We start from the raw sequence: 18,996 nt of genomic DNA on the forward strand, positions 1-18,996 counted from the left end.
TGACGTAGGAGATCTGTTTGCTTTGTAACCCACATTCCGCAGTTTCAATCTGAAAAAAAATAGAATTGTTGATAGGCTGGCCCCAGTAAAGAAAGGATCTTGTGATGCAGTGGCTGCAAGCGGAGGACCACCGACTCTGTTCTGGTTCCAGTGCGGATCTGCAACAATTCAATGCCTTCAAAGCATTGGAACACCCAGCGCATTGTTGGTCGAGCGGTGGGCTTGTTGACTTGATTGGGGATTGTTTGCCCGCTTGCCTGCAATTGCTCACGCAAGCGATGTTCTGCCAGACGGTAGACCAACAATGCGAGCACCATAATCAAGCTTAGGGCCACAATGCGCTCTGGTTTTTTCACAAAGACCGAGGAGGCCAGGAACAAGGGATCTTTCAAGAAACGGAAGCCCCGTTCCACACTGCCTTGCTCCAGATACAGGCTGATCACCTCCTCATTGGAGAGATCCGCTTCATCCACGATATTGGTTGCGATGATAAAACAGGCTTTGCGCTGGGCGTAGGCCAGCAGCTTTGCTTCGTTGAGGATGACCTGCGACGTGACGCTCCAGCGCAGCCCGCTTGGCTCAGCATCCCGAGCGGGACGGCCTCGTCCTTCAAAGACCGCCTGGCTCTTGAGTTCCACCGAGGCTTCCAGCCACTCAGGCAGGCCTTTCAGGCTCTGCTCCCAGGCCTGTTGCGCATCCTCTCGACAGGCAAACGACTTGGTGCTCACATGCCACAGCTTCTTTGTCCACACGTCCACCTGCTTGTCGGCTTGCTTACGAGCCGTCTGCAACGCGCGCTTGACCCCATCAGCACTTCGAACCACGATCCAACGCTCAGGCCCCTGCGACAGGTCCATCTGCTGTACGACCATGCTGCGTGTCCCATCAGCGCTGAGCTGCCACGCATCCTCGGCTTGGATCACGGCGGCTTTGGCTTCTTTGCTGGTTTCAGGAACACGACTGACCCACCCCACCCCAGCTTGATTGAGCTGGAGCACATTCGCTGTACTGTAGAGGCCACTATCGGCGACGTAGATGGGCTTTTCTTCGGGCTCTTTCTGCCGCAATTGGGCATGCAACTCTGCAATGACCTTGACCAGGCTCTCTTTATCGCTGCTATTGCCCGAAAGAGGCTGCAAAAAGAGGGGAATATCTCCCTGATGCGTAGTCGCCAGTGCCAACATCCACTGTTTGAGATCTTCGCGATGATCGCGTGAGTAGCCATGGGTAATGGCGATCACGTGCTCGTTTTCTTGCTCGGTTTCGTAGGCTCCATTGACCGAAAAGGAGGTGGTATCCACATGCAGATGCCGTGCTTTCACCCCAAAGCATTGACGGGCCTGATGGGCAATGCCCGCGAACACGGTGGTCACATCTTGCTCGTAAAGCCAATCCAGGGTGCGTCCCAGGCAATCGTCGTTGAGCATGTCTGCGCTGATACCTGCTCCCAGGAGGTGAGCGACCGGTTTGTTCTCGAAGAATTGTGGCACCAGATAGAGCTGGCGATTGGCAAAACCCAATCCGTTGAGAATCATGGCGACGGTCGCCGTTCCGTAACTGACCACGCGTTGTTGGTTGGGCTCCAATGCGTCCAACCACGCTGCCAGCCCTATTTCTTGACAGACTCCTGCGACAATGCCCAAATGATCCAACCGTTCGTTCTGGTACTCTTCAGCTCGTTGCATGCTGTTTTTCTGCTCCTTTTCGTGCTGAGAATACCTTATCCAATTTCTCTTTTTCTGTCAATTACCCTGCGGAATGTGGGTTGTAAAGTAGGCTAGATCAACGAGGATAAGCGTATGTCGGGCAGGCCATATTTCCAATACAGCAGATTAGTTTCAATCATCTCTGTGTCTGGATGATATTGTGCCCAATTGAGCATCGTCCAGACCGGTTGCGTCAGACCCGCATGGGCAAAAGCAGCATCTAAATGTGCTAATTCGTAGTCCGAGAAAGGACGGACGCCCTGATAACCAGTGAACAGCGCACGAAACAAGTCTGGATCGAAGCAGGCCCAGTACTCAGAGCCCTCAGGGCATCCACAAAGCAAAAACCGAGCACCGTCATCGCAAAATCCAATATAGCCGCGCCCACACCAATTTCTTGCCAATCTACAAAAGCAACCAGTTGGCCACCATCGAACAAACAGTTAGTAGTATCCAGATCGCCATGAATGATACTTTGTGGAAAGGTTGCAGGCCGAAAATCCTTCAGAGAATGAACGATATCCAATGTCTGCCGCAAACGATCCGTCCCATAAAGCTGAATAGCACCCCGCAAAGATCGTGACAGATAGTCAGCATCCAGCCAATGCAACTTTGCGGGTAAGTTATGGCAGGGAACGAGATGGAGCCGGGCTAGATGCACGCCGATTGTCCGACTGACTACCTGTGAAGGTTGAGGCATCGAACCCGGTAGTCTGGTTAGTACGACCGCATCGCAATCGGGACTATGATAAAACACCGTGCCATCGGGTGCTGGCAAGTAATAGGCGCTGGCGGCAAAGTGATTTTCCTGCAGGCACTGCAAAAATGGTAGGCCATCTAATACCTCTTGTAGGGTTGTGTTCACTATGATTTTGAAAAGATAGTCACCATCTGGCGTACTAACCAGGTAGTTGTCGTTTGTCCCTTTGGTGCGTTCAAAGGCTATGATAGGTCCGAGCGCAAAATGCATAGCAATTGCGTCCAGCTTTTCTTCTGCCGTGCGTTTAGCATAGGTTGACATGTTTTTCCTCCTGAGGAGCACGAGCTCACCAGCCGAATTAAGAGGAAAGTCAGGAAGACATGACCATAGACGGGCCTGGCAAGCTCGCCTCACAGTCAATATGGTGGATTTAATAAAGAAGCACAAAGGCCGTGGGCGAAGCTAGTAGAGTGCCCACGGCCAGGTTTTTTGTGAAATTGCTGCTAAAAAAAGGCATACTCCGGCCCTGGACGACGATGGCGAGGAGTGCAATGCCCAGTGCTGCGGGTATGGAAACCACGCTTGCGCATAAATTTTCTAACGATACCATCCATAGTAGATGTAAAACCTTTTTCTTAGCAAAAAATGATGGGTATAATGGTATTTTTGCTCATCTTTTATTAGAATATTTGACTTTAGCGTTGCTGTCAAGCTATTAATTTGATGGATACAGGGCTTTTCCATGTTCGTCTAGAGATCACAGGCAAGCGATACGATGGATATTCTTTCCTGTGTGGAGTGTGTTTGGTGGGCGGCCGCGGCCGCCCACCAAACACACTCCCAACCCGGCACCGCAGGCGCCCAAGAGGAATGTGAAAAAGCCCTGATGATGGATATTGCTTTGTTGGGATTTAAATGATACATATAAATAAAAAGGTTAGTTGCTTGACAAGAATATGAAAAAAGTGTTCAACTCATAGAGAAAGAGTATTATTTTTGTAATTAGAAAGGGCTATTCTGATGATTACTGGTATTGGGCATGTAGCGTTTTACATTTCTAACCTGGAAAAATCGCTTGATTTTTATTGCCAGAAATTAGGTTTTCGCGAAGCATTCAGGTTGGATCGAGAAGGTACCCCATCGCCCTGGATTGTTTATATCCAGGTAGCGCCAGGAAATTTTATTGAGTTGTTCCCTGGTGGAGCGGGCGAAAACCGTCCCCGTGGCCAGAATGTTGGCTACAACCATGTCTGCCTGCTGGTGGATGATATAAACGCTACCTTGCAAGAACTCAAAGGGCGAGGTGTAGAGATTGTTGGAGAGCCTATCCGGGGATGGATACCAATTTACAATATTGGCTTAACGATCCAGATGGCAATGCCATTGAACTTATGCAGATTATCAGCACCTCTCCACAGGCGCAAGCTGATGCACGCTGGTAAATAACCCCTGAGAAGCAGCAGGTAATTGCTACAATTGTTGATAGTGATTGAAGACGCGAAGAATTACCCACATCTTGTCCCCTGTTGATGGTCGTGGAGCGTGTGTTGTTTATGGACCATCAATATTGTGAGATGATGGTCGTCAGGATCATTCACAGGAGGCCCACAGATGTATTTAGAGGATATTCTTAGCGTATGTTTACAGGGGTTGAATAGCAGATATCCTGATCATGTAATTGATATCAATTTGGAAATCATGGTTGTCCCAGAGATTGACCCAAAGGGATGGAAGGCCGATGAACTGATCAGACATCTGAATGAGAAGGCGCCCCATTTTCTACAAAAGATGGCGCGTATGATCATTGATAGTTGTGAGACAGACATTTATCTGTTGGATGTGTCAGAGGAAACGCCAGCTTTATGGCTACATTGTCAGGGGAAACTCCCTCCTTGCCATGAGCACCAGAAGGCCCAAAAAGTTGGCCGCAAGAATATGTTTGTGAAGCCGTAAATTAACTGCTTATAATGCCATCAGGGCGGACACAGGTAACTAATTACTCGTGTCCGCCCCTGATGGCGTTTGATGGTAAAGCCTATCTCAGCAGCAAGATAGATGTCCTTGTATTATTGGCCCGGTCTCAAAACCACTTTGGTCCAGCCATCATTGCGTGCATCGAAGTTCTGATAAGCGTTCGGTGCATCATCTAATGAGAGTTTGTGAGAGACAATGAATGAGGGATTCGCTTTTCCGACATGGATCAGGTCGCGCAAATGTCGATTGTAGGCTTTGACATTTGCCTGGCCTGTTTTTATAGACTGGCCTTTAAACCAGCAGAGGCCCCAATCGAAGGTGATCTCACCCTCTTTATATAATTTATCCGGACTGCCAGGATCTTGCGGGATGAAGACTCCAACTACACCTATACCGCCAGTGAACTTCACCGATTTCACAAGGTTGTTCATCGTCATGTTCGGATGTTCGTGTCCCTGTGGATCATGTGCCTGATAGCCTACACACTCGCAGCCTTTATCCGCGCCGCGACCCTGGGTTAGATCCATGACCTGCTGAACAGGGTCGACCTTTGAATCATCAATAGGGATGGCACCAATTTTCTCCGCCAGCCGCAAGCGATCAGGATGGCGGTCGACAACCATTACCATGCTGGCATCTTTAAGGGTTGCGGAATAGGCAGCCATCAGGCCGACCGGTCCGGAGCCATAGACGACAACCGTATCGCCGGGCTTGACTCCCGCCAGTTCAGTGGAATGCCAGCCAGTAGGAAAGATATCAGCGACCATCACATAGTCGGTCTCTTTCTCGCGTGCATCGTCAGGTAACTTCAGGCAATTGAAATCACCATAAGGGACACGCAGGTACTCAGCCTGACCGCCATTATAGGGACCCATATCGGCAAAGCCATAAGCTGCCCCAGCCATTTTAGGATCGGGGTTGGTTGTAAGACAAAATGCGGTCAATCCAGCTTCGCAATTTCTACAGAATCCACAGCCAATATTGAAAGGCAGGCAGACCATATCGCCAACTTTTATTCGATCGACGGCATTGCCAACCTCAATAACCTCACCCAGGTTTTCATGGCCGAAAACTCTCCCTTTTTCAAAATCAGTGCGGCCTTCGTACATATGGAGGTCTGACCCACAGATATTGGTGGACGTAATTTTCACCAGAACATCGGTTGGCCGTTCTATTTTGGCATCCGGCACGTTCTTCACTGTGACGTCACGAGGTCCGTTATATACCACTGCTTTCATACTGTCCTCCAGTGCGCACTAACGCACATAGGCTATTGTAACTTGTGTCATTTACAGCGATGTAGCGCTGAATTTCCTTACGCGAAATTCAACTGTATCTGGTTATTTTGTTTGGAATGGAGAGTATTTTACGGTAGAGATTATTTAAAACATCCACCTCCCATTAAGTGTAAATATCAGCGGCCAATTTGTCAAGTATTTATGTTAATATTTATCTATATTGTAATTAAAATATGGTTTCGCTTTGTGATGAATTATACCAAAGATCCATAAATGAAGTAGATAAGCATTTTATTAAACGATGGTATTCTGGATTGACAGCTATTCTTCAAGCAGGTTTTTAATTGACAGCTATTCTTCAAGCAAGTTTTTAATTGAAGATAAAAATTAGTAATGCTGCGGGCAAAGCGTGCAAGCAGGGTTACTTTCCGGCATAGAGTTGATGGCTTGCCCTTTTGGACAGGGTGAAACTCGCCTTTTGCACGGTTACGTAGGAGTCATATAAGTAGATACTATCATTCGTGATGTAAGAAGGGATGGGGTGGACAGATCAGTAGCTATGAAGAATAGATAAAGGGATGAAACAGCTATGCATATTCGAGCATTAATCCTACAAACCAGGCAACTGGCTGAGCAGAAAGAGTTTTACACTGCCATCCTGGGTTTGCCATTGTTTAACGAGACTGCTACTGCTTTTACCATTCAGGCAGGCACAACACGTTTAACTTTCCAGGAAACCCAGCAGGAGGTACTTTATCATATCGCCTTTACGATTCCACGCAATAAGTTTGAGCAGGCCAAACGCTGGATTGCCCAACGAATAACGCTCCTGCCTACCAAAGCGGGTGATGACGAAATCTTTTTCTCCGGCCTCAATGCCCGCTCATTCTACTTTGGGGATGCGGACAATAACATTCTAGAATACATGGTGCATAATAGTCTGGATTACGAAGCGGCAGGCGATTTTGGACCAGAGGATGTATTACGTGTAAGTGAGATTGGTCTGCCGGTAGAGGATGTACTGGCCAGGGCTGCGCAATTAGAAGAACAGCAAGGGATTGTGTCGTATCCTGCAGAAAGCCAGATTTCTGACGCTTTTGCCTATCTGGGTGACATCTCCGGACAATTCGTCGTCGTTAAGGCTGGTCGCCCCTGGCTGCCCACGGAAACAGTGCCAGCAATCGTCTCACCCGTCCAGGTTGTGATTGATGGTCTGCGTGAGCAGCAGTTTCAGCTTGCCTCGTATCCATATACTATCGTTGTTGGCGCGGTCGCTGGCTAAAGCTGGATTGAGTGAGAGCGCTATCCAGCAAATAAGCATGCAGGGCTTTTTCATGTTCGTCCAGAGAGCACAGGGAGATCACGAACAAGTGAGAAGATGGACATCCTTTCAGGTGTAGAGTGTGCATGGTGGGTGGCCGTAGCCGCCCACCATGCACACTCCACTCTCCCACCCCGGCGCCGCAGGCGCCAAAGAGGACATGAAAAAGCCCTGGTAAGCATGCAGATTTTTGAGGATATTCAGGCGAATATGTTAAGATGAAAGCAGGTAAAATCACGGTTTTATTGAAAAGGAGTCCTAGACTATGAATGAATGGCAAAAAAGAAACGATGAGGTTATTAAGCAGTTTCGCGCTAATGGAGGCAAGGTAGAAGGCTGGGCGCCGTTGATCCTTATGACCACCACAGGTGCCAAAAGTGGCCAACCTCGCATTATTCCACTAATGCATGTGTCAGACGGAGATCGCGTATTAGCCATCGCCTCCAAGGGAGGTAGCGTCAAGCATCCTGAGTGGTATTTAAACATACTCGCGCATCCCGAAGTCACGGTTGAAGTTGGTAATGAGAAGTACGATGCCGTCGCCAGGGTACTTACCGGAGCTGAGCGCGAGAAGGCGTTCGCCCGCGCAGCCGAGGTATTCCCTCCATACGCAGAGTATCAAAAGAAAGCGCCGCGCGAAATTCCCGTCATCGCGCTTGAGCGGCGTGCCCGCTAACCGATCCAGTAATATTAAGAGCTATGTTGGAACCAATTCAACATAGCTCTTTTCATTTTGTACAGAAAAATGAAAACCAACTGATGACCAGTGTGGGTAGGGAGAGTTGAGCCATCGTGTCACATCAAGGTAGTCTAATTCGTGGATGAAATGAATAGTTCCTCCTATTGAAGAAACAAGGGTATATGTTTCCTCTTTTGTAGCTTTTAGCGCTAAAGTTATCATTGCCTATAGTCGGAACGGGCCGCAAGGAAGTTAGTATACTAATGAGCAGATGAGGAGAACAGTCCTATGCAGATACCATCAAGATTTGAAATGAAGACACTGATGGAAGAGCACTACGATCCATGCATCTCGTTGTTTCTACCCATCGAGCAGGTTGGTCCGGAGGCGCAACAGAATCCAATCCGTTTACGCAATCAACTGCGCGAGATTGAGAGGCAATTAAAGCAGAACGCGGGTTTCGCCACCAAGAAAGATGAACTCCTGCAACCACTCCTGAATCTGCCCGATGACGAGAGTCTCTGGCAGGAGAAATGCCAGGGCCTGGCCATCTTTCGGAATTTGGAGCAGTTTCACTGCTATCATCTACCTGAGCGCGTCAAAGAACAGCTGGTGATCAGCTCCCATTTTTATCTCAAGCCCTTACTTTCTTTGCTGGCCAATGATGGACGTTTTTATCTGTTGGCCCTTTCTCAAAAAGAGATCAGACTGCTAGAGGGGACACGTTATACGATGCAGGAGGTGCTCTTACCGGAGAAGGTGCCTGAGAGGCTCGCTGCCACTTTGCAATATGCGCAGTCCGAGAAAGAACTGCAATACCACAGCACAGGTTCAGGTGCACTGGTAGAAAAAGGCGGACGGCACGCTCTTGTTTTTCACGGCAAAGGTGAGAATGATGAGGCCAAAGAACATCTGACCCGTTACTTCCAGAAGATCAACCATGGCTTACGTGAGCTCTTACATGACGAAACTGTCCCATTAATGCTGGCAGGCGTAGAATATCTCACCGCCATGTACCGCGAGGTGAACACCTATCCTCATCTGCTTGAGAGCACCCTGACGGGCAATCCAGATGACTTGTCGATTCAAGTGCTACACCAGAAAGCGTGGCCTCTGGTTGAACCATCACTCTCGCAAGCCCAACACGAAGCGCTGGCGCAGTACCAGGAGTATGCTGGTACGGAGCAGGCTTCTAACAATATCAGTTTGATCGTTCTAGCTGCCCATGAGGGACGTATTGCCACCCTGTTTATTGCGCGTGACCGGGAACAATGGGGACGTTTTGATCCTTTAACCGAAGCCCTCGAGGTTCATGAAAGCGCCATGCCCGGTGATGATGATCTACTGGAGCGAGCCGCTACCCAGACGATCCTGCACGGCGGAGCCGTCTATGTCCTCGATCAAACCGATGTCATTGATAACCAGCTGGCCGCTGCAGTGTTTCGCTACTAAAGGGTGTGTAGAGTGCTCCCATGGTTATGGGAGCACTGTTGTTGTCTTGCGTGCGTGCGCTACGCGCCCGAATAGTTTTTTTTAGAAGGGCCAATGAGGGCGCCGCGGCGCCCTCATTGGCCCTTCTAAAAAGAAGATTATGATGAGCTTTAGCGCTGTGGGGTCATAAAATTTCTTGGGTAGAATCATGGGCAGCGCGCCCTCATTGGCCCTTCTAAAAAAGGCCGTTATGAGTTAGAGCTCACATGGAGCAAACGCGTATGATGGGAGCCTTGGGAAGAGCAAATAGGTGCGCGGCGCTGTCATTGGCCCTTCTAAAAAGAAGATTATGATGAGCTTTAGCGCTGTGGGTCATAAAATTTCTTGGGTAGAATCATGGGCAGCGCGCACTCATTGGCCCTTCTAAAAAAAAGGCCGTTATGAGTTAGAGCTCAAATGGAGCAAACGCGTATGATGGGAGCCTTGGGAAGAGCAAATAGGTGCGCGGCGCTGTCAGTGACCCTTCTAAAAAGAAGACTATAATGAGCTTTAGCTCACATGGAGCAAACGCGTATGATAGGAGCTTTGGGAGGAGCAAAGAGGTGTACGGCGCTGTCATTGGCCCTTCTAAAAAAAAGGCCGTTATGAGTTAGAGCTCACATGGAGCAAACGCGTATGATGGGGAGCCTTGGGAGGAGCAAAGAGGTGCGCGCCGCGCACCTCTTTGCTCCTCCCAAAAAACAGCTCGGGCGCGTAGCGCACGTACGCAAGGTCGAGAGATGATTGATAGGGCGATGGGAATCAGGCCCTCACAGATAGAAAAATACAGAAATATACACAATTATGGAACTTAATAAGAATAGATAGCACAATCGAGCTCATATGCAATGATGGAATAAATAAAACAAGAAGGTATAAAGGTTGAAAGAATTCTTTGAAGAGCATATAATCTAATTAATATATACAATAACAAAGAAAAAACTCTTTTACTTCATGCCAACGATAAAAATAAAGTGAATGCATCAGGTAAAACAGAGTCGCAATAGATTTAATGAAGTTAGCAAGCACGTTATCCATGGAAGGGACATTGGACATTGAGTATATTTTTACTGGCTATTCGTAGAGTGTTAATACAGTGCTTAAATGCTCCCAAAAATATTTTTAGACGTAGAAGACCACTATCTAGCAACAAAAATACACCACTCGCGTTTCCATTATTATGGAAAAAACGTGAGCTCTTAGTCGCATGCGTGTTAGTCTTGCTTATTTTTTTGATTTCGCTTGTAGCTGCTTCTAGTGAATTATTGCCGGCCCGCGCCAGTGAGCCGCTGCTGCGACATCTGCAGGCCAGTGTAATCCGCTCGATCGGCAGCCCATCCGCGACCTTACCGGGTGTTACATCGACGCAGACAAATATAGGTGGACCCACCTCATCGCCGACCGACCCTCCTACGTATCCAACCGAAGCGAACACATCAACCCCATCCAATAGCGATCCCACCTCAACTGGCTATCCCCCCTCAGATACAACAACTCCTATCCCAACCCAACCTTCATATCCACCTATATCGCAGGTATATCCTTCGCCCACGACAAACTCTGTGCCTGTAGCACCTCCTATTACTAAACCAACCTCGACGCGAGTCCAGAATCCCACTCCTATTCCAGGGGCTACTAAGACGCCGACGCCGACGGATACGCCGACATCTACAGACACACCAACGCCGACGGATACGCCGACATCTACAGACACGCCGACACCAACGGATACGCCAACATCAACAGATACGCCGACACCAACCCCAACAGTAGTACCGGTGCCTGTATCTGGTAGTCCTGCTTTGGCCAGGTTGGAACAGGTCACTGGTGGTGCTTTTGGACAGGATAATGTGTATGTTCCTAATAGTTGGGGCGTACAAAAAAACCGCCTGGTACGCACTTCCACAGGAGATATTTTCACCGTCTATATCGATGCGGGCCAGGATCTACAAAACCGCAACTGGCATTTGATGCACCGGAACTTGAGTGGAAACTGGGAAGAATTAAAGAGTGGCAATGCAGGGAGCGAGCCAATCAATATTCTTGTTGGACCTAATGATGAGATCCATCTGTTCACCTGGCCGGGCACACAGGGAAAATTAGTCCATCTCTATTCCAAGGATCTGGGCAAGACCTTTCAGAGTGAAGAGATAGCTGGAGCATGGATTCAAGATCAAGGCTATAGTGGTAGCGGTATTAATGCCAAAGGTGATATGGTTATTTTCCAGACGGCCGCTGATAAGCCAGGTAGTTTTCTCTGGTCCTATTATTCCTCGACCACGCAGAAGTGGACCTTTCATACCAACACCTTTGACTATCGCTATACCTATGCCTTTTTCTTCCCCGGCAATAATGGCGACCTGACGATCACGGCTATGCGCGATGTCGAACGGCCAGAACTTGGCTTGCCCGCGTCTACAGGTTTCAATTATATTTTTAACGCCATTAAGTATTTTTACATCAAGGACGTAACGAATCCAGTCCTCCAGCAGCTCCCAGTAGTCGAGGTACAGCCAAAGAACAATAGTGACTATGATGTGACATATCTGACGGATAGCTATATTGATAGCTATGGCCGGATACACATCCTCTACAATAATTTATATGATGGGCCGCATCATGTCATTATCGCTGATGGTAAGATTGTGAAGGATGTGAAGCAAAATATTGATTACGGCCAAAAGATGCGCATTACCCAGGATAGCAAAGGTCATTTTTACCTGATCAGTATGAGTAAAGATGGCCAAACCCTCAACGTCTATCCCGGTACCAATAATGATACCGACGGTACTGATCTGGCCCCGGTAGTAAAGCTTGATATCTCTAAACTACCTGGTTGTTCGGATGATGACTTCTGTCACTCACCAACCTTTACCGTACCCAGAAGTGGAAATGCCTTAAGTGATACTATTGATGGCGTTTATGGCAACTTTACCAAAGAGATCTACTTCCAGATCAAGTTGCATGGTAATTAGAAGTCTTAGCCAGGTCATATACAATTTTGATATGAAACTTCGCACCTACGGTACTCGCTAAAAGTGTTCAGGTTGTGCGATGGAGAAGGGACTGCTTCTCTATTGCACAACCTGAATGGGATATGTGAACGAGCAAGTTACTAATGTTTGCTTTCAAGTTCCCCGGGGGTAGCGTTCTCACTGCGCGCGGGTTGGGTATGATGCGGATAGAGTTTTCTCATATTGTCACCAAACATTTTGACGGCCTGCTTGCGTGGGAGGATGCGTGTGCTCAAAAAGGCCGCGGCTCTATTACCGCGTCCGGCGATTCTGCTGGGGTATGTCCAAGGGCGGCGATAGCTTCAGCAACGGTTGGCGCAGCCTCCATATAAGGCATTGGAATGGCCGTATAGCGTGGTTTGGCATGGTGGAAGCCAGGCGTATTGGTAGCTCCTGGCGCAAAGCCTAACACGTCAACGCCCGAACTACGCAACTCATCCCATAAGCCCTCGGCCAGGATCAAATTGTAGGCCTTGGTAGCCGCATAATTTGTTACGAGCGCGGTACCCTGCAAGGCTGATGCGGATGAAAAGAAGATAATACCTCCCCGTCCACGCTCGCGCATCAAGCGCCCAAAGTGATGTGATAGCGTCAATGGTGCATAACAATTAATCGCAATCTGCCGTTGTAACGTCTCCAGAGGTATATCCAGAAGTGGTCCAACGGAAGAGAGTCCCGCGACATTAGCGACCAGGCCTATCTCCAATTCAGCCGTTTCGCGTTGTACTGGCGCAAGGAATGCCGGATCAGACAGGTCAACTAGCAATGGTTTAACCTGTACCCCATATTGCTGTTGCAAGAACGAAACCTGTTGCTGGAGTTTATCTGGCTGTATATCAACGGCGACAATATTAAGTTGCCGTGCGGCGAGCTGATTGGTAAATTCTTTTCCTAATCCGGAAGCGGCCCCCGTGACTAAAGCCCATTGACCATAGCGCTGTTGAAAAAGGACTATTGTTGACATAAACAGGTCCATCCTATTCTTTCGTAGGTTTTGTATATGCATACTTTTAATGCAGTTTTGAAGAGCGTGTATGCAAGAGGTATAAGCGCGATAAATGTATGCCGGCTGCTCATGGAAGGTAAGGAGCAACCAGCAGCATACTGTGCCTCCAACGATTATCATAACATAATATCCATAAAAAATCATATATACTGCTGTTGCCGCAGGATATTTAATGTTTCTCTTTGGCGCCGGCGGCGCCGAATTGGAGGGTGTGGAGTGACTGCCATTGCCATATGTAATTAACTCAGCAGTAGAGAGAAGAGATAAATAAGAGAAAATAAATTTTATAGAAATAAGGTAACTACTCAGTACCTTGAGAAAAGCTGGACAAAGCTGATAAACTAAGAGCATGACAGAAGAAGAAGTGAGAAATCTTCAGAAAGCCTACCGAGAGCTCAAAGAGCAAGCAGAGGCATTCAAAGAGCAAGCAGAGCAGAAAGATCGCAGGATCGAAGAGCTCGAAGGATTGCTCATAGGTGCCTTGTTGCGCATTGAAGAGCTTGAACGGCGATTGGGAAAAGATAGTCATAATAGTAGTAAACCTCCTTCCAGTGATGGATTGGGTCGCAAACCTGGCAAACAGCGGCGCAAAAGCGGCAAGACTTCCGGTGGACAAGCCGGTCACCACGGTCATACCCTGATGCAAGCATTGACTCCTGATAGCGTCGTGCTTCATCGTCCAACGCACTGTGAAGCATGTCAGTACCCTCTTGAGCAGGAGGCAGCTATCACCAACGAACGCCGTCAAGTCCACGATCTGCCCACGTGGCGTTTGCTGGTCGAGGAGCATTGCCGACAAGCAATCTGCTGCCCCTATTGCCAGCATGTGACGCAGGCGTCTTTTCCGGCAGGCGTCGATGCTGCTGTCCAGTATGGCCCGCAGGTCCAAGCCTTGGCGGTCTATCTTTCCCACTTTCAACTGGTGCCACTGCAACGCACCTGTGAAGCTCTTGCTGATCTGTGCGGGTGTCAGTTGTCCGAAGGCACGCTGGTCCGTTGGATTGCTCAGGCAGCCAAGACCCTTGAGTCGAGCATCGAGCGGATCAAAACCTTACTGCTGGCCAGCCCCTTGCAACATGCTGACGAAACGGGGATGCGTGTCAAAGGCATCTTGCATTGGATGCATCTCAATGCGACTCCCTGGCTCACCCTGTACTCCTGGCATCGCAAACGAGGGCATCAGGCTCTGGAGCAGATTGGGATCTGGCCACACTATCAGGGCCGCTCCATGCATGATCGCTGGTCCAGCTATGATCGCTACCTCTGTACCCATAGCCTCTGCGGAGCCCACCTGCTACGCGACTGCCTGTATGTCGCCGAACAGGAGAAGCAGCCTTGGGGACAAGCCATGTTCGATCTGTTGCTGGCGATGAAGCAAGCCGCTGATCGCTGGCGCCTCCAAGGAGCGAGCGCCGTCCCCACCCCCGAACGGGAGCAGTGGCTTGCCCAGTATTTTGCCATTCTGGCCGCTGGCTTTGCCACGCATGCCGCTCAAGCCCCTCCCCCAGGAAGTCTGCAGCCCAAACGACAAGGACGCAAAAAACAGGAAGCCTCCAAGAATCTGCTCGATGCGCTCTTAAAGCGAGCTGATCAAGTGTTGGGTTTTCTGGAGGACCTGTCTGTGCCTTTTACCAACAATCTCGCCGAACGAGATTTACGCATGGTGAAAGTGCAGCAAAAGATTTCCGGAACCTTCCGCAGTGACGATGGAGCTACGGCTTTTTGCATCATTCGCAGCTATCTTTCAACCATGCGCAAGCAGGGGCGCTCAATGCTTGCTGCCATTGCTGCGGTTTTTGCTGGTTCTCCTTTCCCCATTGCATGGGCTACTGAGTAGTTACGAAATAAGCAAAGTAACGAGCTCATATTACAGTACTGTAACGTTTTATTAACCAGTTATTTGCAAAATCCTTAACAACAAATAAATATATAGCTTATATGATTATCTTTATAGGGGCTTTTGCGCGAAGAGGCATTACAAGATGCAGCTTCGTAGAAAAATACATTTACCGCCTTTATAAGGAGATATATGGACCAACAGCCATGGATTATCAAACGTCAATCCCGTCGTAAGGTGTTAAAGCAGTTCGGCGCTGTCGCCGGGGCTAGCCTTACCCTTGAAGGAATCCTCGCTGCGACCCAGTCGACGTCTGCGCATGCCAGCGCTTCGTCTAATCCTATTAATCATGTGCTGGTTGCCTGTCAGGAAAATCGTACCTTTGATGAGTATTACGGGCACTATCCCAATGCAGGAGCCTTTGGGATTCCACAGAATTATTCACAACCAGATGGCAATGGTGGCTCCGTACGGCCATACCATTTCCCGTTGCCTATTAGCAATGATGTCTCGCATTCCTGGCAATCTATTCATAGCGAGTGGAATAACGGGGCTATGAATGGCGTGTATACAACTGATGGTTTTGGTGCCATGGGTTATTACGATGGCTCTGACCTTGCGTTCTATTACTCGCTTGCCGATCAGTTTACCTTATGTGGAAACTACTTCTGTTACCAGCTTGGCCCAACGACCCCAACCGCCTGGCGCTGTGGAGTGGCACCAGTGGTGGCAACACCACCAACAATATAAGTGGTGGGCAACTCGACTGGCCAACGATTGCAGACGTGCTTGATCAGCATAACATCAGCTGGAAGTGTTACAACCTCGGTCTTGGCACCGGCAGTTTACCAACCCAACTCGAGGGCTACAACGCGCTAGCCTACTTTAAAAACTGGGTATATGATCCCAGGCTCTATCTCCCAGAAAGCTCTTACTATCACGATTTAAAGAACGGCACACTGCCCCAGGTTTCATTCCTCATCACTGAATCGCTCATCAGCGAGCATCCACCCGCAGATATTCAGCAGGGACAGAGTAAGATGAAGCAGATTATTCAGGCCCTCATGAATTCAAGTGCCTGGAACAGCTCTGCACTCTTCTTCACCTATGATGAAGGCGGCGGTTATTTTGATCATGTTGCCCCACCGCAATTAGATGCCTATGGCCTGGGTTTCCGTGTGCCTACACTAGTTATTTCACCCTATGCCAGACGCGGTTATGTATCCGGACAATTATACGAGCATAGTTCTATCCTGAAGTTTATCGAGCGCCGTTTTGGACTTCCCACACTGGCCAGTCTTAATCATCAATTTGATGTTAACACACCTGGACAGAATAACGATGCTGCCCAGGGAAATACGTATGGGCCTCCAGCCCCACCACGCGATGGCCTTGCTCAGCTTGGCGACTTCTACGAAGCTTTTAACTTTTGATCTTCCCATCTTGTAGAACGATATAAGGTTGCAGGTTGGTCGCTTGTATCTGGAGTAAACCTGTTAGAGCAGGTTCTACTTCAGATACAAGCGAATTTTTTAAGCCTGTTGGTTGTTTGACTGCTGAAATGCTTTAAAGACCGCCTGCAAATTTTCTACCAGGGCAGGGTCCAATAAATTGCTCTCGGCATCCAATTTTTTGTTCACCATTGGTATAATGATCTTCCCCTCTTCCAGGATATTGGCTCCCAGAGCGGTCAATGTTAGCAGTAAAGATGCGTGCGCCTTATCACCTCCTCCCCATAAAGGAGAAGCACTGATAGCAGCCACCGGTTTAACTGAAAAATCACCTGACGACACGGTCCAGTCAAGCCCATTTTTGAGGGAGCCTGGCACGCCAAAAGCGTATTCTGGCGTGCATATGAGCACACCATCAGTAGTTCGAAGTAGCTGGCGTAAAGCAAGGACTGAAGGTGGTGGATTATCTCCATCGAGATCCGGTGTAAAGTGAGGTAGGTCCCCCAATCCTTCATACATAAGAAATTCAATCTCAGTAGGTGCCAGGCGCATAATAGCATGTACAAGCCGTGTATTGGTGGAACTGGCGCGCAGGCTGCCAGAGATAGCCAGGATTCTCATAAACGCTTCCCTTTCGCGGGCAGATACCCTGCTCACACGAACAGAGTATCTCTTATCGCTAGTATTGTTTCTAAGTGACTGATCAACGTCTAGCTGGAGTGTACATGTTCAAGTAGACTTGAAGTCAAGGGATGTTTATGAGATTTCTATCTTTAATATCCTTTTGTCGTCGGCGTCCCCTGCTGTTTGAGATCTGGTACAGCAACAAACCATTTCCCACCCACCCCTTCACCATTTGTCTGACCTGCTGAGGTATCACCTGAAAATGTGTAGAGTGGATGGCCATTATATACAATCTGGGACTTGTCCCCATTTTTTAGCAGGCTTAATGTTCCCTGAAGCGACGACGCATGAGGGATCGTACCACTGCCCTGGAACAGCGCAGGAGGCCAGGCAGCGGCACAGCCGCCGTTGCATGTAGCCTGTGTAGACGTATCGGGTGTGAAGTAGTAGAGAGTCATGCCCTGCGCGTCAGTTAAGATCGTTTGAGATGCGCCTTTGACCTGTGCCTGTGCCGTCTTGACAATGAGTCCTGCAGTGGTAGCAGCGGCCGTGGGGGTACTGGTAGTTTGTGAACTATTGCTATTACCAGTGCTTGGAGCTTGATAAGAACTGCTTGAAGCCGGGTTAGCGCAGGCCGCCAGTAGCACGACCAGCGCAAACATAAGTGAAACCAATAAAGTACGTTTGAACATCAGTTATGGTCTCCTCTCGTGTATAAGGATCAAAAACAAAGATGGTTTTTTAGTAGAAATGCGTTTATATAGCGGTGTTTTATCTCTATCAATGTGTACGTGAAGAGGTTACATGAGTAGCGCCAAAAAAACGCATCGGATGGTGCATTCTGCGCGCCGATTGAAATCGTTTGGCCGGGGCTTTTTGCCTGTATATACCTTGACACGTATATACTCTGTAGAGTATACTAAGGGAGTGGAACCTGTGTTCGAAATCATTGCGGAGCCGATCGTGTTAAAGTACCTGCGCGAGGCCGGTTCTGGTTAGCTTACGTGGATGCTCTCGAACGCCACCTCAATCGCATGGAATCAGTCAACATGGACAAGGAAGATACGGAGAAGACGACGCGGCCCGAACCGCGAACATGACAAAGGAGAAACGAAGATGAAAATCAAACTGACTAGCGTATACGTGGACGACCAGGACAAGGCCCTGCGTTTCTATACAGAGGTACTAGGTTTTGCCAGGAAGGCCGATGTCAGTCAGGGCCCATTTCGCTGGCTGACCGTGGCTTCGCCCGAGGAGCCGGACGGCACTGAGCTGCAACTGGCGTTGAACAACAACCCCGCGGCCAGCGCTTATCAGCAGGCGATCTTTCAACAAGGCCAGCCCGCGATCATGTTCTACACCGACGACGTCAAGGGCGACTACGAGCGGATCAAGGCTCGCGGCGCCGAGTTCACGATGCCGCCCACCGATGTGACTGGTTCGACCATTGCGATGCTGAACGACACCTGCGGCAACCTCATTCAACTCACGCAGCTGGCACGCTATTAAGGGCGGCTGTTCCGCAGGTTGGCAGCCCGGGAAGGTGGTATACGGTAGCGCTACCGTATACCACCTTCCCGGGCTTCGCTGGCCGCCGTGGACGATCTGCTGCTATATGCGTTGACACGTATATGCTCTGTGGAGTATTCTAAGAAAATGGAATCTGTGTTCGAAATCATTGCGGAGCCGAACCGCCGCGCGATATTGAGCCTCCTGGCCTCGTCACAACAGTCGGTAGGAGAGATCGGGCGTCAACTTCATATGTCGCAGCCGACCGTGTCAAAGCACCTGCGCGTGCTGCGCGAGGCCGGTTTCGTGGAAGCCACGGTGGAGGCACAGCGCCGTCTCTATCGGTTGAAACCTGAACCGCTTCAGGAGGTGGATGCCTGGCTGGCTCCATTCCGTCAGTTCTGGTCCGCTCACGTGGATGCTCTCGAACGCCACCTCGATCGTATGGATCAATCAACGTAAACAAA

15 protein-coding genes and 1 pseudogene are annotated in these 18,996 nt (G+C 49.2%); 10 read left to right on the top strand and 6 right to left on the bottom strand.

The genetic code is table 11. The features are described 5' to 3' along the window. Positions 1 to 44: 44 nt before the first annotated feature. Together EL645_RS38420 and EL645_RS38430 are read right to left on the bottom strand one after the other, a co-directional pair. Positions 45 to 1,685 carry an IS1634 family transposase gene (locus EL645_RS38420; RefSeq protein WP_126549832.1) on the bottom strand — a complete coding sequence of 547 codons (1,641 nt, stop codon included), beginning with the start codon at positions 1,683 to 1,685 and terminating at the stop codon, positions 45 to 47. Positions 1,686 to 1,935: 250 nt separating this feature from the next. After that, positions 1,936 to 2,727, bottom strand: a complete 792-nt coding sequence (locus tag EL645_RS38430; RefSeq protein WP_126557629.1) for a phosphotransferase enzyme family protein — start codon at positions 2,725 to 2,727, stop codon at positions 1,936 to 1,938. 699 nt (positions 2,728 to 3,426) lie between these two features. On the opposite strand from EL645_RS38430, the gene EL645_RS38435 reads away from it, so the two are divergent. Beyond that, complete coding sequence (locus tag EL645_RS38435) at positions 3,427 to 3,852, top strand: VOC family protein (protein ID WP_218032286.1); 426 nt, start codon at positions 3,427 to 3,429, stop codon at positions 3,850 to 3,852. 165 nt (positions 3,853 to 4,017) lie between these two features. Next, on the top strand, positions 4,018 to 4,359 hold the full coding sequence (locus tag EL645_RS38440; RefSeq protein WP_126557630.1) for a hypothetical protein: 342 nt from the start codon (positions 4,018 to 4,020) through the stop codon (positions 4,357 to 4,359). 113 nt (positions 4,360 to 4,472) lie between these two features. Here EL645_RS38440 and EL645_RS38445 read toward each other — a convergent pair whose 3' ends face one another. Next, complete coding sequence (locus EL645_RS38445) at positions 4,473 to 5,618, bottom strand: glutathione-independent formaldehyde dehydrogenase (RefSeq protein WP_126557631.1); 1,146 nt, start codon at positions 5,616 to 5,618, stop codon at positions 4,473 to 4,475. A gap of 589 nt (positions 5,619 to 6,207) precedes the next feature. Between EL645_RS38445 and EL645_RS38450 the strand changes: the two genes are divergently transcribed. The 4 genes from EL645_RS38450 (at position 6,208) to EL645_RS40320 (ending at position 12,063) form a co-directional block, all read left to right on the top strand. Further along, positions 6,208 to 6,900 carry a VOC family protein gene (locus tag EL645_RS38450; protein WP_126557632.1) on the top strand — a complete coding sequence of 231 codons (693 nt, stop codon included), beginning with the start codon at positions 6,208 to 6,210 and terminating at the stop codon, positions 6,898 to 6,900. Between the two features lie 304 nt (positions 6,901 to 7,204). Beyond that, positions 7,205 to 7,615, top strand: coding sequence for a nitroreductase family deazaflavin-dependent oxidoreductase (locus EL645_RS38455; RefSeq protein WP_126557633.1), 411 nt, complete (start codon positions 7,205 to 7,207; stop codon positions 7,613 to 7,615). 291 nt (positions 7,616 to 7,906) lie between these two features. Further along, a complete protein-coding gene (locus tag EL645_RS38460; RefSeq protein ID WP_126557634.1) occupies positions 7,907 to 9,070 on the top strand; it encodes a baeRF7 domain-containing protein in 1,164 nt (387 codons plus the stop codon). A 1,238-nt stretch (positions 9,071 to 10,308) separates the two neighbouring features. Then, a complete protein-coding gene (locus EL645_RS40320) occupies positions 10,309 to 12,063 on the top strand; it encodes a hypothetical protein (protein WP_161978044.1) in 1,755 nt (584 codons plus the stop codon). A 271-nt stretch (positions 12,064 to 12,334) separates the two neighbouring features. On the opposite strand, the gene EL645_RS38480 is transcribed toward EL645_RS40320, so the two are convergent. Continuing rightward, on the bottom strand, positions 12,335 to 13,066 hold the full coding sequence (locus tag EL645_RS38480; RefSeq protein WP_161978045.1) for an SDR family NAD(P)-dependent oxidoreductase: 732 nt from the start codon (positions 13,064 to 13,066) through the stop codon (positions 12,335 to 12,337). Between the two features lie 391 nt (positions 13,067 to 13,457). Between EL645_RS38480 and tnpC the strand changes: the two genes are divergently transcribed. Continuing rightward, a complete protein-coding gene (gene tnpC / locus EL645_RS38485; RefSeq protein WP_126548577.1) occupies positions 13,458 to 14,945 on the top strand; it encodes an IS66 family transposase in 1,488 nt (495 codons plus the stop codon). A gap of 192 nt (positions 14,946 to 15,137) precedes the next feature. Further along, positions 15,138 to 16,378: pseudogene (locus EL645_RS46175) on the top strand (phospholipase C). A gap of 99 nt (positions 16,379 to 16,477) precedes the next feature. Here the strand turns inward: EL645_RS46175 and EL645_RS38500 are convergent. Together EL645_RS38500 and EL645_RS38505 are read right to left on the bottom strand one after the other, a co-directional pair. Continuing rightward, complete coding sequence (locus EL645_RS38500) at positions 16,478 to 17,017, bottom strand: NADPH-dependent FMN reductase (protein ID WP_126557640.1); 540 nt, start codon at positions 17,015 to 17,017, stop codon at positions 16,478 to 16,480. 152 nt (positions 17,018 to 17,169) lie between these two features. Then, positions 17,170 to 17,712: a COG4315 family predicted lipoprotein gene (locus EL645_RS38505; protein WP_126557641.1), complete on the bottom strand. Its 543-nt coding sequence runs from the start codon at positions 17,710 to 17,712 to the stop codon at positions 17,170 to 17,172. A 424-nt stretch (positions 17,713 to 18,136) separates the two neighbouring features. On the opposite strand from EL645_RS38505, the gene EL645_RS38510 reads away from it, so the two are divergent. Both EL645_RS38510 and EL645_RS38515 read left to right on the top strand, forming a co-directional pair. After that, the gene (locus EL645_RS38510; protein WP_126557642.1) at positions 18,137 to 18,529 is read left to right on the top strand and encodes a VOC family protein; all 393 of its coding nucleotides are present in this window, start codon (positions 18,137 to 18,139) and stop codon (positions 18,527 to 18,529) included. Between the two features lie 147 nt (positions 18,530 to 18,676). Next, entirely contained in the window at positions 18,677 to 18,991 is a 315-nt protein-coding gene (locus EL645_RS38515) for an ArsR/SmtB family transcription factor (protein ID WP_126557643.1), read from the top strand. Positions 18,992 to 18,996 lie beyond the last annotated feature (5 nt).

It is taken from the genome of Dictyobacter kobayashii (assembly GCF_003967555.1).
Classification (GTDB): Bacteria; Chloroflexota; Ktedonobacteria; order Ktedonobacterales; family Ktedonobacteraceae; genus Dictyobacter; species Dictyobacter kobayashii.

Coding starts and splice junctions, on each gene's coding strand:
- EL645_RS38420 (WP_126549832.1), bottom strand. CDS start 1,685: ATGCAACGAGCTGAAGAGTACCAGAACGAACGGTTGGATCATTTGGGC.
- EL645_RS38430 (WP_126557629.1), bottom strand. CDS start 2,727: ATGTCAACCTATGCTAAACGCACGGCAGAAGAAAAGCTGGACGCAATT.
- EL645_RS38435 (WP_218032286.1), top strand. CDS start 3,427: ATGATTACTGGTATTGGGCATGTAGCGTTTTACATTTCTAACCTGGAA.
- EL645_RS38440 (WP_126557630.1), top strand. CDS start 4,018: ATGTATTTAGAGGATATTCTTAGCGTATGTTTACAGGGGTTGAATAGC.
- EL645_RS38445 (WP_126557631.1), bottom strand. CDS start 5,618: ATGAAAGCAGTGGTATATAACGGACCTCGTGACGTCACAGTGAAGAAC.
- EL645_RS38450 (WP_126557632.1), top strand. CDS start 6,208: ATGCATATTCGAGCATTAATCCTACAAACCAGGCAACTGGCTGAGCAG.
- EL645_RS38455 (WP_126557633.1), top strand. CDS start 7,205: ATGAATGAATGGCAAAAAAGAAACGATGAGGTTATTAAGCAGTTTCGC.
- EL645_RS38460 (WP_126557634.1), top strand. CDS start 7,907: ATGCAGATACCATCAAGATTTGAAATGAAGACACTGATGGAAGAGCAC.
- EL645_RS38480 (WP_161978045.1), bottom strand. CDS start 13,066: ATGTCAACAATAGTCCTTTTTCAACAGCGCTATGGTCAATGGGCTTTA.
- tnpC (WP_126548577.1), top strand. CDS start 13,458: ATGACAGAAGAAGAAGTGAGAAATCTTCAGAAAGCCTACCGAGAGCTC.
- EL645_RS38500 (WP_126557640.1), bottom strand. CDS start 17,017: ATGAGAATCCTGGCTATCTCTGGCAGCCTGCGCGCCAGTTCCACCAAT.
- EL645_RS38505 (WP_126557641.1), bottom strand. CDS start 17,712: ATGTTCAAACGTACTTTATTGGTTTCACTTATGTTTGCGCTGGTCGTG.
- EL645_RS38510 (WP_126557642.1), top strand. CDS start 18,137: ATGAAAATCAAACTGACTAGCGTATACGTGGACGACCAGGACAAGGCC.
- EL645_RS38515 (WP_126557643.1), top strand. CDS start 18,677: ATGGAATCTGTGTTCGAAATCATTGCGGAGCCGAACCGCCGCGCGATA.